At 68.3% G+C, this 12607-nt stretch carries 14 protein-coding genes; 6 read left to right on the top strand and 8 right to left on the bottom strand.

What is annotated here, in order from left to right; genetic code table 11:
* The first annotated feature begins 125 nt into the window (after nt 1–125).
* Both ACWFRF_RS21235 and ACWFRF_RS21230 read left to right on the top strand, forming a co-directional pair.
* Nucleotides 126–1373 (top strand): Rv0361 family membrane protein, encoded by a 1248-nt coding sequence (locus tag ACWFRF_RS21235; RefSeq protein WP_452451842.1) that lies wholly within the window; start codon nt 126–128, stop codon nt 1371–1373.
* Between the two features lie 98 nt (nt 1374–1471).
* Entirely contained in the window at nt 1472–2530 is a 1059-nt protein-coding gene (locus tag ACWFRF_RS21230) for a fused (3R)-hydroxyacyl-ACP dehydratase subunits HadA/HadB (RefSeq protein ID WP_452451840.1), read from the top strand.
* 104 nt (nt 2531–2634) lie between these two features.
* Here ACWFRF_RS21230 and ACWFRF_RS21225 read toward each other — a convergent pair whose 3' ends face one another.
* Complete coding sequence (locus tag ACWFRF_RS21225; protein ID WP_452451838.1) at nt 2635–3312, bottom strand: alpha/beta fold hydrolase; 678 nt, start codon at nt 3310–3312, stop codon at nt 2635–2637.
* Between the two features lie 88 nt (nt 3313–3400).
* On the opposite strand from ACWFRF_RS21225, the gene ACWFRF_RS21220 reads away from it, so the two are divergent.
* On the top strand, nt 3401–4216 hold the full coding sequence (locus ACWFRF_RS21220) for an AraC family transcriptional regulator (RefSeq protein ID WP_452451836.1): 816 nt from the start codon (nt 3401–3403) through the stop codon (nt 4214–4216).
* Between the two features lie 66 nt (nt 4217–4282).
* Here the strand turns inward: ACWFRF_RS21220 and ACWFRF_RS21215 are convergent, their stop codons facing one another.
* Together ACWFRF_RS21215 and fbaA are read right to left on the bottom strand one after the other, a co-directional pair.
* A complete protein-coding gene (locus tag ACWFRF_RS21215; protein ID WP_378995878.1) occupies nt 4283–5401 on the bottom strand; it encodes a BTAD domain-containing putative transcriptional regulator in 1119 nt (372 codons plus the stop codon).
* Nucleotides 5402–5431: 30 nt separating this feature from the next.
* On the bottom strand, nt 5432–6469 hold the full coding sequence (gene fbaA / locus ACWFRF_RS21210; RefSeq protein WP_378633585.1) for a class II fructose-bisphosphate aldolase: 1038 nt from the start codon (nt 6467–6469) through the stop codon (nt 5432–5434).
* Between the two features lie 212 nt (nt 6470–6681).
* Here fbaA and ACWFRF_RS21205 point away from each other — a divergent pair, with 212 nt between their 5' ends.
* Together ACWFRF_RS21205 and ACWFRF_RS21200 are read left to right on the top strand one after the other, a co-directional pair.
* On the top strand, nt 6682–7338 hold the full coding sequence (locus ACWFRF_RS21205) for a DedA family protein (RefSeq protein WP_387445877.1): 657 nt from the start codon (nt 6682–6684) through the stop codon (nt 7336–7338).
* A gap of 32 nt (nt 7339–7370) precedes the next feature.
* Complete coding sequence (locus ACWFRF_RS21200; protein ID WP_378995916.1) at nt 7371–8036, top strand: DedA family protein; 666 nt, start codon at nt 7371–7373, stop codon at nt 8034–8036.
* A gap of 1 nt (nt 8037) precedes the next feature.
* On the opposite strand, the gene ACWFRF_RS21195 is transcribed toward ACWFRF_RS21200, so the two are convergent.
* From ACWFRF_RS21195 to ACWFRF_RS21185, 3 genes are all read right to left on the bottom strand, one after another.
* The gene (locus ACWFRF_RS21195) at nt 8038–9129 is read right to left on the bottom strand and encodes a glycoside hydrolase family 76 protein (protein ID WP_379313162.1); all 1092 of its coding nucleotides are present in this window, start codon (nt 9127–9129) and stop codon (nt 8038–8040) included.
* A 131-nt stretch (nt 9130–9260) separates the two neighbouring features.
* On the bottom strand, nt 9261–9926 hold the full coding sequence (locus ACWFRF_RS21190) for a TrmH family RNA methyltransferase (protein WP_387445450.1): 666 nt from the start codon (nt 9924–9926) through the stop codon (nt 9261–9263).
* 24 nt (nt 9927–9950) lie between these two features.
* A complete protein-coding gene (locus ACWFRF_RS21185) occupies nt 9951–10289 on the bottom strand; it encodes a DUF4190 domain-containing protein (RefSeq protein ID WP_379313161.1) in 339 nt (112 codons plus the stop codon).
* Nucleotides 10290–10364: 75 nt separating this feature from the next.
* On the opposite strand from ACWFRF_RS21185, the gene ACWFRF_RS21180 reads away from it, so the two are divergent.
* Complete coding sequence (locus ACWFRF_RS21180) at nt 10365–10811, top strand: hypothetical protein (RefSeq protein WP_379313160.1); 447 nt, start codon at nt 10365–10367, stop codon at nt 10809–10811.
* Here the strand turns inward: ACWFRF_RS21180 and ACWFRF_RS21175 are convergent.
* Nucleotides 10795–11793 carry an alpha/beta fold hydrolase gene (locus tag ACWFRF_RS21175; protein ID WP_379313159.1) on the bottom strand — a complete coding sequence of 333 codons (999 nt, stop codon included), beginning with the start codon at nt 11791–11793 and terminating at the stop codon, nt 10795–10797. The genes ACWFRF_RS21180 and ACWFRF_RS21175 overlap by 17 nt on opposite strands.
* Before the next feature lie 118 nt (nt 11794–11911).
* Nucleotides 11912–12607: a lysoplasmalogenase family protein gene (locus tag ACWFRF_RS21170; protein WP_452451833.1), complete on the bottom strand. Its 696-nt coding sequence runs from the start codon at nt 12605–12607 to the stop codon at nt 11912–11914.

Here is a 12607-nt window from a genome sequence, read left to right as displayed (position 1 = left end):
CCGCACAGTCCGCGGCCACAGGGTCCGCAGCCACAGGGTCCGGGGCAGCCGGGTCCGCAGCCGCCGGGTCCGCAGCCGCCGGGTCCGGGGCAGCAGGGTCCGGGGCCGTGCAGTCCGGTGCTGTTGTGGGACAGGGTGACTCGCGGGGCGACAAGCCGGTTGATGTCGACTCGACCGAGAAGTTCCAGACCAGTGGGCCCGAGGACGCGGGCTCCGGGTCCGATGATCGGACCGTGGCGATGCGGACGGTGAGTGCGGCGGATGCGCCGACCACCGCGATGCCGGTGCAGCGGGCGAAGACCGCCGGGCCGGGCGGAACCGACCGGGTGGTGCCACCCGCCGGTGGGCGGCCCGCGATGACGCCGCCGCCGAATACGCCCCGCGGTCCCGCCGGTCCCCGACAGGCCGGACAGCCCGGGCTCGGCGGTCCTACCGGCCCCGGACAGCACCCCGCGGGTCCGGGACAGCAGGGACCGTCGGGTCCCGGCCAATACGGGCAGGGACCAGCACGCGGCCAGCAAGGGCCTGCCGGCTCGCGGCCCGGCGGACCCGGGCCTGTCGGTCCAGGACAACAGGGCCGAAGCCAGCACGGGCCCGCCGGTCAGCAGGGCCCGGCGGCTGCCGGCGAGCGAGGACCCGCCGGTCCCCAGCAGTTCGGACCCGCTGCGGCCGGTCTGTCAGGACTCGCGGCTGCGGGCAACCAGTCCCCCGGTGGCACCGCCCCGGCCGATTCCGACCAGCAGGGAGTCGAGGAGACTCAGCCGTCGCCGCCTCGCGGCCCGGGTGCGCCGCAGCGGACAGGTGGATCGGCGCCTTCGCCCGCGGATATCCAGCCGACTCGACCCGCCCAGCAGTTGGCCGAGGGTCAGCGGCAGGTGGCGCCGCCGCAGCGGATCGGGGTCGCGCAGGGCGAGGAGGCCGGTGCGCCCGGCGCCGAGCGGTCCAAGAAGTGGCTGCTGGCTGCCGGTGGCGCCGCGGTGCTGGTCGTCGCCTTGATCGCGACGGTCGTGGCACTGATGGGCGGTGCGGACGATTCGCCCGAGGGACAGGTGAAAGCGGTGATCGGGGACTACACCGACGCGCTGCGCAGCGGTGACCTGGAGGACCTGCGGGCGAGCACGTGTGGCGAGCTGCACACGTTCTATCAGGGCATCAGTCCCGAGCAGTTCAAGGGCGTGCACGATGTCTCGACCGAGCGCGGTTCCATTCCGGTCGTCGACAGCGTGGACGCGGTCCGGATCACCGGTGACACCGCCCTGGCCCAGGCCACGGTGTACACCACGGCGGATCCGTCGAAACGGACCGCGCGGACGTTCGACCTGCAGCGCACCGACGGTAGCTGGAAGGTGTGTGATCCCGCGGGCACTCCCTGATCGTGCGTAGACCCGTCGTAGTGGGCAGTTCTGCCTGCTATGACGGGTCACACATAACTGGTGATCCAGATGGGTGAACAAGTAATGTTTTCCGGATCATGAGCAGGGAACAGACAGTGGAGCAGCCGGACATCGATGCTGTGGTCCCGGATGCGACGCTGGTCGGTCAGCGCTTCGCGTTCCGCGATCACTACGAAGTCGGCCGCGAGAAGATCCGGGAATTCGCTCGCGCGGTGCAGAATCTGCACCCCGCCCATCAGCAGGAAGTCGACGCGCGCAAGCTCGGCTACGACGGGGTGATCGCCCCGCCGACCTTCGCGTCGGTGATCGGCATGACCGCCACCCGCGCCCTGCTCGACAGCGTGCTCACCGAGTACGACCTGTCGCAGGTGCTGCAGACCGACCAGGTCTTCGAGCTGTTCCACCCGATGCTGGCCGGCGACCGGATCAGCACCGAGATCGAGATCGAGTCGATCCGCCAGTTCGGCGACAACGACTTCATCAACGTCGGCTTCAAGCTGCGCAACCAGCACGACCAGGTCGCCGTGCAGGGCACCACCACGATCGTGGCCCGCCGCGGCATCGAGGTCGACCCCAATATCGTCGAGGCCGTCGAGAACATCAGCATGCACCCGCGCCCCGACACCATCGGCGGCGTCGGCGCGGGCGATCTCCTGATCCGCCACACCGGCCCTGCCCCCGCGCTCCCCGCGCGCGAAACCGTCGCGGTCAACACCACCCCCGAATTCGACTCTCTGACAAAGGGAACCGAACTTCCCCCCGCCACCGCCCGCCTGACTCGCGGCGACCTGGCCAACTACGCGGGCGTCTCCGGCGACCCGAACCCGATCCACTTCAGCGACCGCGCCGCCGAACTGGCCGGGCTCCCCACCGTGGTCGCGCACGGCCTGCTCACCATGGGCCTGGCCGCGCAGTACCTGACCGACTGGCTGGGCGACCCGACCGCCATCGAGAAACTGAGCGTCCGCTTCTCGGGGTTCGTTCCGGTTCCCCCCGCCGAGGCAGGCGTCATCGAATTCTCCGGAAAGATCAAGTCGATCGACAGCGATCGCCGCGCGGCAACCGTCCTGCTGAGCGGAATCTCGGAGGGCCGCAAGCTCTTCGGCCGAGCGGTAGCCGAAATCCGCCTGACGTAACCCACCACCCGGCCCGCTCCCACGACTCCTGGGCGCACGCAGCCCCACCGGCCGCTCGGACCTTCTGCGGTCGGCAGGCTGTTGCGGTGCGGCACGCCCACTCTTCACCTCAGCAGTAGGTCGGCGACGGCACCTGGGGCCTCGCGCATCGCGTTGTGGCCGGATGGGATGTCGTGGACGTGCCAGCCGGGCGCGGCTCGGAGCCGGGCGCGGAGTCCGGCGAAGGGAGTGTCGTCTTCCCACCCGGAGCAATAGATGAAGTCGCGCCGGGGGATGCGATCGACGGCGCCGGTGAGTCGGATGCTCTGGACAAGGGAGGCCAGTGGGTGGGGGCGGCGGCGAGGTTCGCCGCCGTGCGGGGGCCGAAACGGTGGGCGCACAGCGTAACCCGTGTCTGCCGCGCCATCGACGAACGACTGCCGGTAGGCCTCGGTGGTCAAGGACCAACACGATTCGCCGTCGCGCGGAACGTAGGCGTCGAGATGAACCAGACGAGAGATGCGGCCCGCGGCGCGGTCGGCCGCGGCTGAGATCACCATCCCGCCATAGCTGTGTCCGACGAGCGTCGCGTCGGTGATCTGCGCGGTCTCCAGCAGGCGCACGACGTCATCGGCGTGTGTGTCGAGGTTGGCGCGTGCCACAGTCAGGTCATCCTCGTCGGGCCGCAGTCCCGTCAGGGTCAGGGCGTGGACGGTGTGCCCGGCGGCCTCCAGCAGCGGAGTCACCGCCTCGAACGTCCAGGAGCCGTGCCACGCGCCGGGGACGAGGATGAACGTTGCCATGGCAGATCTCCCTTTTGGATCACTCACGAAGGACCAGACCAGATCACCACTTCCGCAGGCCGGCGCGCCACCGATAAACTGCCTCCTGATGCCCATTCCTCGCCAACCGACCGATCCCACGGGCGTGACCTCGCTTGTGTGGCCGTCCGGCGGACGGCACCTGTGGCTGTCGGGCGGCTCCAGCTCCGTGCAGTCGCACGCACGCGGGCACCTGGTCTACGCTGCCACCGGCGTTTTGACCGTCCACACCGACCACGGCATCTCCATCGTTCCCGCCGACCGGATTGCGTGGACACCCGCTGGAATCTCCCACCGGCACAGCGCCCACGGCAACACGGACATGCGGATCGTCTTCGTCTCGGCGTCCCTGGCCAGGCGCATACCGGACCGGCCTGCGGTGTTCTCGGCCACCGACCTCGCGCGTGAGCTCCTGCTCGCCCTGACCGGGCCGCACAACTACGGCGACGGCGAGCCGGGCTATAACCTTTCGGCGCGCACCCGTCTCCTTCGGGTCCTCGTCGACGAACTCAGAGAGACGCAGGAGCAGCCCCTCTACCTGCCGGAACCACGGGACGACCGCCTGCGGGCCCTCGCGCGAAAACTGTCCGACAACCCGGCAGACAACAGCTCGATGGCCGAGCTCGGCAGGGCGATCGGTGCCAGCGCCCGCACCCTCAGCCGGCTGTTACGCAACGAGTTCGGCATGACCTTCTACGAGTGGCGCACCCAGCTACGCATCTACCGCGCCCTCGTGCTTCTCGCCGACGGATACGACATCACTCGAACCGCCTACGCCTGCGGATGGGCCAACCCCAGCGGCTTCATCACCGCCTTCACGAACATCATCGGCAGCACTCCTGGCCGCTACCGAGCCAACCGACAGAGCGCAGTGACCAGCCCCTGATCCCGAGTGGCAATCAATCGAGCTGCGCCGCACCCGACCGTCGACCCAGGCCGAGCAGACCCACCCCTACTTCACCGCGATGAACACCAGAACCGTTCCGCCGATACGGATTACGTCCCCGTCGGCCAGCAGTGCCCCGTTGTCGATCGGCACCTCGTTGACATAAACCCCGTTGGCCGAGTGCAGATCCTTGATCAGCAGCCCGGCACGGCTGGGCATGATGTGCGCGTGATACCGGCTCGCTTTCGGATCATCGAGAACGAGTTCGTTATCCGTCATCCGGCCGATCCTGATCCCCCCGTGGGGAATCGGCAGCGTCCGCCCATCGGCGAACCGCAGATTGCCGTTGCGAATCGACTGCGGCACCTCGGTGACGGTCTCGGTCATCGCCGCGGCCACCTGGTCAGATCGCCTGGACGCCAGCACATTCAACGGCTCCTGGCGCAGCACCTGCCGCTCCAGCTCGATCAGCGCGGCCCCCGGGTCGATTCCCAGCTCCTCGGCCAGCACGTTGCGCACCCGCCGGCACGCCTCCAGCGCGTCCGCCTGCCGCCCGGACAGATACAGCGCGGTGATCAACTGCCCCCACAGCGGCTCGCGCAGCGGATGCTCGTTGGTCATCGACACCAGCTCGCCGATCACCGACGACGCCCGGCCACAGGCGATTTCCGCATCGACGCGCGCGGAGACGGCGAGTAGCCGCTCCTCGTTCATCGCGGTGGCGAACCCGTCGGCGAATTGCAATCCGGCCAGGTCGGCCAGTGCCCGCCCGGTCCATTCCCGCAGCGCCGCACCGAAAAGGTTGGCGGCACCTGGGTGGTCACCGACGTCCAAACACCGCGAGCCCGCTTCGCGCGCGCTCTCGAAACGTCCGAGATCGCATGCGGTATCGGGGATTTCGAGCCGATAACCCGCACCCTCGGTCCGCAGCACCTGCGCGGAGTCGATCCCGGCGTTGCGCAGCGCTTTACGGATGTTCGACACGAACACCTGCAGGCTGGCCGCGTAGGAATCCGGCGGGTCCTCGTTCCAGACCATCTCGGCGAGCACAGCAGAAGACACCGCGCGCCGCCGATTGACGGTGAGCGCGGCAAGGAGGGCGCGCGGCTTGGGCCCGCCGACCGCTACCGGCTCGCCGCCGACGAGCAGTCGGACGGGCCCGAGCACACGGACATCAAGACTCATGAGCTCGGGCCCCGTTGGTTGGTACGAAAATCAGAAACTGCTCACGGAGCGTCCGGCCGACTTCAGGTCGTTGCAGGCCTCGGTCACGCGCGCGGCCATCGAGGTCTCGGCCTTCTTCAGGTAGCTGCGCGGATCGTAGACCTTCTTGTTGCCGACCTCGCCGTCGATCTTCAGCACACCGTCGTAGTTGGCGAGCATGTGACCGGCGACCGGGCGGGTGAAGGCGTACTGGGTGTCGGTGTCGACGTTCATCTTCACCACGCCGTAGCGCAGCGAGTCCTCGATCTCGGACTTCAGCGAGCCCGAACCACCGTGGAACACGAAGTCGAACGGCTGCGCACCGGACTCGAGGCCCAGCTTCTCGGCCGCGACGCGCTGACCCTCGGCCAGCACCTCGGGCTTGAGCACCACGTTGCCCGGCTTGTACACACCGTGCACGTTGCCGAAGGTGGCGGCCAGCAGGTACTGCCCGTTCTCGCCCGCGCCGAGCGCGGCGATGGTCTTCTCGAAGTCCTCGGGCGAGGTGTAGAGCTTGTCGTTGATCTCGGCCTCGACGCCGTCTTCCTCGCCGCCGACCACACCGATCTCGACCTCGAGGATGATGTTGGCCGACTTACAGGCCTTCAGCAGCTCCTGGGCGATCTCGAGGTTCTCGTCGATCGGGATGGCCGAGCCGTCCCACATGTGCGACTGGAACAGCGGGTTCAGACCGGCGTTCACGCGGTCCTGCGAGATCGCGATCAGCGGACGCACATAGGTGTCCAGCTTGTCCTTGGGGCAGTGGTCGGTGTGCAGCGCGATCGTCACGTCGTACTTCGCGGCGACGATGTGCGCGAACTCGGCCAGTGCCACCGCGCCGGTGACCATGTCCTTCACGCCCAGACCGGAGCCGAACTCGGCACCACCGGTGGAGAACTGGATGATGCCGTCACTGCCCGCGTCGGCGAAGCCCTTGATGGCGGCGTTGATCGTCTCCGACGACGTGCAGTTGATAGCCGGGAACGCGAACGAGTGCGCCTTGGCCCGGCCGAGCATCTCGGCGTAGACCTCCGGGGTCGCGATAGGCACAGCAGTGACCTCCGTCTTGTGGGGAGCAAAAACCAATTCTGTCAGGCCACACCCTAAATTAGGAAGGCGAACGCGAGATCACCCGGTGGGCTGAGGTTCACCCGCAGGGCACTCATGTCACAGATCGGACCGGTACTGTGGGGGCCGTGACTTTGCTGGCGGTATCCGATGCGGTGACGACCAACCTTGCGTTGACCCAGTTGCTGGACCCGATGTATCTACTCCAGGAGACCTGGCTCGCGAACGCGGTGCTGCCCGCCATCCTGGCGATTGTCTTCATCGAGACCGGTTTGCTGTTCCCGTTGCTGCCGGGTGACTCGCTGCTGTTCACCGGCGGCATGCTCGCCGCGCAACCGGGCTCGACCCTCTCGATCTGGGTCCTCGTGCCGTTGGTGATTCTCACAGCCTTCCTCGGCGACCAGTGTGCGTATTGGATCGGCCGAAAGATCGGTCCGGCCATCTTCAAGAAGGAAGACAGCCGCTTCTTCAAGAAGCACTACGTCACCGAGACGCACGAGTTCTTCGAGAAGCACGGCCCCAAGACCATCATCCTGGCCAGGTTCGTGCCGATCGTGCGCACGTTCATGCCGGTGCTGGCCGGTGTGTCGCAGATGAGCTACCGCAAGTACGTGGCGTTCGACATCGTCGGCGCGGTCCTGTGGGGTGGCGGCGTCACGATCCTCGGCTATTTCCTCGGCAATGTGCCGTTCATCCGCGACCACATCGAGGGAATCTTCCTGCTGATCGTGTTCGTCTCGATCCTGCCCGCGATCATCACGGTCGGTAAGAAGGTGCTCGAGCGCCGCAACGCACCGGGCGCGTCGGCGGAGAGCGGCGAGCTGGCTGCTTCGACGAACGAGACGCACTGATCCCTGTGACCGCAGTACCGTCGACCCTCGCTATGGGCAGCTTCGATCCGCTGATCTCAGCAGGCCCCGCTGTGGTCTGCACGGTGGTGCTAGTTTTCGTCTTTCTCGAATGCGCGTTCATCATCGGGCTGTTCCTGCCCGGTGATTCCATGCTGATCACCGCGGGCATCGTGCTCGCCTCGCACGCCAATGGCGAAGCGCAGGTCTGGGCGTTGTCGGTGGGCACCATGCTCGCCGCGATCGCGGGTAATCAGGTGGGTTATGTCGTCGGGGCGCGAACCGGGCACCGCCTGGTCGCGCGCAAGAACGGCCGATATATCAACACCAAGAATCTGGCCAAGGTCACCGATCTGCTCGAACGGCACGGGTTCCTCGCGGTACTGGTGGCCCGCTGGATTCCATGGGTGCGCACGCTGTGCCCGATGGTGGCGGGTGCGGCCGGGATGGATCATCGGCGCTACACCGTCGCCAGCACGCTCGGCGCGGTTATCTGGGCGCCGGTGCTGTTGCTGATCGGGTACTACGCGGGCGAGTTCCTCGAACAGGTTCCGTGGCTGATGCCCGCGGTGATCGGCACGCTGGTCGTCGGTCTGATCGTCGGCACCGTCCTCGGTATACGGCACTATCGCCAGGAGATGGCGCGGCCGGTCGAGGATTACGACCTCGAGCCGAGCGTCGCGGTCGAGTCCGAGCGCTGAGCTACAGCCCGGCCGCGGTGACCTGGTAGGCCGCTTCCATCAACATCCAGCCGGCCAGCTGCACGGACAGGTCGCGTTCGGGCACCGCCGAGGCCGTCACCGAACCGCCCGCGGTGAATTTGCCCGCGCCCGCGGTGCCGCCCGGCAGCCTGGCCGGCTTGCTCCAGTCGAATCCGAACAGCGGCTCGCCTTCGAACTCGAGCCGATTGGCCCAGGCGGCGGTGGCCGAGGCTTTGACGATGGCCGCGGCGGTGCGCCGATCGGTTTCGGCCTGCTTGCCCTCGCCGGGCAACATCAGGGCGACCACCGCGAGGTAGCGCGCCAATACGCCGTTGAACAGCCCACCGTCACCGCCGCCGCCACCATTGATCACCAGGCGGGTGGTCATGTGTTCTTCCACCGCGGCCAGCAAGCCGCTGACTCGTTCGATGTGACGTTCGTCGTCGTCGGTGTGCACGGCCAGCTCGGTTTCCAGACCGAGCACGACTCCCTGGCAGTAGCTGAACACCGGGCGTTCGACCTCGCCCGAGGGTAGGTGGATCCCGTCGAGGATCAGGCCGGATTCGGGGTCGCGGAGGGTGGCGTCGAGCCAGTCGGCCATCTCTCGGGCGCGCTCCACCCGGCCGAGGCGTAAGAGCGCGATGCCCGCCGGGCCGTTGGCGGGGGCGTTGAAGAAGTCCGATTTGATCCGCCACGGAATACCGCCGCCGACCTCGGGTTCCCAGGCACCGTAGAGCTTCTGTTCGAGGGCGAGCAGGCCGCTGCGCGCCGAGGTGAGTTCCTGGGTGCGCTCGGCGCGTTCCAGGGCAATGGCCAGCCAGGCCATGTCGTCGTAGTAGCGATTGGTCCAGCCGGTGATGTTGCGTAGCCGGATGCCGCGGGCGATCGCGCCGATGCGCCTGCGGCGGGCGGGGGTGGGGACACGATTGGCGGCGTCGACCGCGACGTCGAGCAGGTGGGCCTGCCACCAGTAGTGCCAGCCCGCGAACGCTCGTTCGCGACGAGTCGCCGGCCAGCCGACAACACCCAATTCCGTTCCGGGACAACCCCACAGCGTCCGCAGATGCCGCGAGACGATCGCGGACTCGGCCATGTCGGCACGCTCGGACCACAGCGCCGGGGTGGGCACGGATCCGGCGCGATCAGAGGGCTGGGGGCGCCGGCCGCTGCGCGAGGTCATGGCTCCATGGTGCCAGGTGGTACCGACATTCCGTGCCCATTCCGTTACCAGGCCGCAGACAGGTCGGCGTGTTGACGGATCCAGGCGTGCATGGCGATGCCCGCGGCGACACCGGCGTTGATGCTGCGGGTCGAGCCGAACTGGGCGATCGAAACGGTCAGGGCCGCTGCGTCTTTCGCGTCGTCGCTGACGCCGGGGCCCTCCTGGCCGAACAGCAGCAGGCACTCGCGTGGCAGTTCGGCGGTCTCGAGTGGGACCGCGCCGGGCACATTGTCGACGGCAACCACCGTCAAGCCCTCGCGTGCGGCGAACTCACGCAGTTCGGCGAGGTCGCTGTGGTGGACGAGGTGCTGGTAGCGGTCGGTGACCATGGCGCCACGCCGGTTCCAGCGCCGTCTGCCGACGATGTGCACCGCGGCGGCGGCGAAGGCGTTGGCGGTACGAACCACGGTGCCGATGTTGGCGTCGTGGCCGAAGTTCTCGATGGCCACGTGGAAGGGGAAACGGCGGGCGTCGATGTCGGCGACGATCGCCTCGCGGGTCCAGTAGCGGTAGGTGTCGACGACGTTGCGGCGGTCGCCCTCGGCCAGCAGAACAGGGTCATAGCGCGCGTCGGTGGGGACGGGGGTGTCGTATTCCTGCTCCCACGGACCGAGGCCGTGCGGGTGCTCGCCCCACTCGGTCGGGCCCGCGACCTCTGCTTCATTCACCCGGCAATGCTAGGCGGGGCCTCGCTACGACGAGGAATCGGCCATCGCGCCGACGATCATCAGCACCAGGGCGACGCCGAAGATCAGGACGGTGAAGGCCAGCAAGCACGTACCGACGATGCCGAGGATGTAGCCGGCGTACACCTGCGTGCGACCACCGATCTGCCCACCGGAGCCATCGATTTCAGCGAGCACGCCGCGACCCTTGAGCCAGGCGAACGGAGCGCACAACCCACACAGCGACATGCCGAGCACGCCGAGGACGAGGACCGTGGTGGCCTGCGGATGCTCGGGCGGCGGGCCGTAGTAGCCCTGGGGATAGCCCTGCGGGTAGCCCTGGGGCCCGTTGTCCGGGTAACTCATGACCGAAGCGTAATCGCGACCGCCCCGAATCGCCGTTTATCCTGGAGGGACAGAGTCTTTTCGGTGGTGAGCGTGATGGATCATGCGCGAGTTTCGCGGGCGCTGATCGGCGTCGTGGCGGGGTATCTGATCGCGCTCGCGGTGTGGTTGGGGTGGTTGGCTCCGCACGCGCCGCCGGGCACCGCACCGTTTCAGGTGATGATCATGGTCGGGCTGTTCGGTTCGGCGTGCGGGATCGCGATGACGTGGGCTTCGATGCCGACGCGGGCGGATCGGCGATTGCTCAGGCACGGGCTCGAGGGGTGGGCGCGCATCGACGGGGTGCACCCGTTGAGCCGGACCGATCACGCGAGTGAGCTCACCGAGTTCGAGGTGGAGCTCACGGTGCCCGGGTCCGAGAGCTACCACGGGACGATCGTGGTAGACGTGATGCCGGTGCACAAGCCCAGAATGGTTGTCGGACAGACAGTTCCGATTCGGGTGGACCCGCAGGACCGGGATCGGATCATCCTGGCGCTGTGAGCGGGGCGTGTCCGTTCGTCCGCGCGGGATCGACAGCGGGCTCCGGGTTGTTCGACGGCGCGGGTGACGGGAGACCGACGATCGGGCGACCGCGGCGGAGGGTGCGCTGCCAGCGCAAGGGGTCGAAGACGGCCGGGTCGGTCTCCTCGATGAACGAGCGGATCAGCGCCACGAAGCGGTCGGGGTCGAAATGATGCGGGAAATGACCTGCGCCCGCGAAGATTTCGATGCGACTGCCCGGAAAGGCACGGTGCGCGCGATCCGCGTGACCCGACGGGATGACGGTGTCGCGGGTGCCGCCGACGACCAGCGTGGGCAGGTGGGCGGCGAGATAGCCGCGGTCGAGCATGGTGATCGTCTGGCCGCGGCGGTCGGCGGCCGCGCGGATGGTGCGCAGGAAGGCGTTGCGAGCGCCGGAGTCGGAGAGGTGGCCGTAGAGGCGGAGCACGTATTCGGCGTCGGGACCGAGGCCGAGGCCACCCAGTGCGGTGACGATCGGCACCGCGGCCGTCACCGCGGTGCGGACCGGCCAGCTGGTGATCGCCATCAGCGCCGGGCCTGCGCCTGCCAGTGTCGCGAGCCGGAACGCGGGATGCACCCCCGCACCCATTCCCGCCGGGCACACCAGTGCGATCCGCTCCACCTTCTCGGGAAACTGGTAGGCGAACTGCATCGCGACACCGCCGCCGAGCGAGTGCCCGACTACGGTGATCCGCTCGATGCCGAGGATGCTGAGCAGATCGCGCATGCCGTTGGCGTAGGCCGCCACGGCGTAGTCACCGCGCGGTTTGTCCGATTCGCCGTGGCCCAGCAGGTCAGGTGCGATCACGGTGTAATGCTCGGCGAGCGCGTCGAAGACCGGCGCCCACGTCCCCGAACTGTCGGTGATGCCGTGGATGAGCAGCAGCGGCGGACCGGTTCCGGCCATCCGGAACGCCCGGCGATACCCGTGCACCTCGATGAACTGCGCTTCCCCACTCATCTAGGAAGCGTGCGCGCGAGGTGTTGCGGCCCGGCGACACCTGAGTTAGCGCCGTGTGACACCGAGTATCACGAACTCGCCGGCGAGCGGGAACGCGAGACGCTACCGGTGCGAGATCCTACGTTCGGCCCCGATCACGGGGAGGCGGGACAGTGAGCAGGTATTGCGCGCAGGCGTAGGTCGCCAGGATGACGCCCTCGGCGATCCGGCGGGTGCGGTCGTCGCGGGCGAAGAGGCGGCGCACGACGATCAGCGCATCCGAGATCGTGAACAGCAGGGCCCCGACGCCGTAGCGACTGCGCGGGTCCGCGTTCGGAATGTTCAGGCCCGCGATGTTTTTCGCATCCGGGGCGAGAGCCGGGTCCGAAGCGAGAGTCGCGGCCGTGCCCAATGTCGCGCCGTATACGGTGAGCGGCAGGACGAGGTTCGGGGCTTTGGCGCGCAGCAAGCCCGCCGCGCCGACCCAGGCCAGCACGCGCGGGAGGGCGATCTCGGGACGCGGCCGGGCACCGCGCTTCCACCACAGCAGGGAGTAGCCGGTTTGCATGACCGCGAACGACGACGCGCCCGCGATGAGGCGGCGGTCGTCGTCGGGGTCGAGCAGCAGCACATCGCCGACCGTCGCGGCGGCCAGCGAGCCGAGCAGCAGCCGGCGTTCGGCCGGATCGAGATCGACGCCGCCGGCCACCGTGTCGGCGGCGAGCAGCGGCATCAGCAGTGGCTTGGCGACCCATTGCAGGCGGTCGCGGCCGGTGACGGCACCGAACACGGTGACCGCCGCCGCGCCTAGATAAGCGGCGCGCAGCCCTCGCAT

It is taken from the genome of Nocardia sp. NPDC055165, from assembly GCF_053606985.1.
The sequence above is the reverse complement of the archived record's forward strand: the minus strand, read 5'-3'. Positions and strand labels throughout refer to the sequence as shown.

Coding starts and splice junctions, on each gene's coding strand:
- ACWFRF_RS21215 (WP_378995878.1), bottom strand. CDS start 5,401: ATGAGTCTTGATGTCCGTGTGCTCGGGCCCGTCCGACTGCTCGTCGGC.
- ACWFRF_RS21205 (WP_387445877.1), top strand. CDS start 6,682: ATGTATCTACTCCAGGAGACCTGGCTCGCGAACGCGGTGCTGCCCGCC.
- ACWFRF_RS21180 (WP_379313160.1), top strand. CDS start 10,365: ATGGATCATGCGCGAGTTTCGCGGGCGCTGATCGGCGTCGTGGCGGGG.
- ACWFRF_RS21225 (WP_452451838.1), bottom strand. CDS start 3,312: ATGGCAACGTTCATCCTCGTCCCCGGCGCGTGGCACGGCTCCTGGACG.
- ACWFRF_RS21175 (WP_379313159.1), bottom strand. CDS start 11,793: ATGAGTGGGGAAGCGCAGTTCATCGAGGTGCACGGGTATCGCCGGGCG.
- ACWFRF_RS21195 (WP_379313162.1), bottom strand. CDS start 9,129: ATGGCCGAGTCCGCGATCGTCTCGCGGCATCTGCGGACGCTGTGGGGT.
- ACWFRF_RS21170 (WP_452451833.1), bottom strand. CDS start 12,607: ATGCGAGGGCTGCGCGCCGCTTATCTAGGCGCGGCGGCGGTCACCGTG.
- ACWFRF_RS21220 (WP_452451836.1), top strand. CDS start 3,401: ATGCCCATTCCTCGCCAACCGACCGATCCCACGGGCGTGACCTCGCTT.
- ACWFRF_RS21200 (WP_378995916.1), top strand. CDS start 7,371: ATGGGCAGCTTCGATCCGCTGATCTCAGCAGGCCCCGCTGTGGTCTGC.
- ACWFRF_RS21185 (WP_379313161.1), bottom strand. CDS start 10,289: ATGAGTTACCCGGACAACGGGCCCCAGGGCTACCCGCAGGGCTATCCC.
- ACWFRF_RS21230 (WP_452451840.1), top strand. CDS start 1,472: ATGAGCAGGGAACAGACAGTGGAGCAGCCGGACATCGATGCTGTGGTC.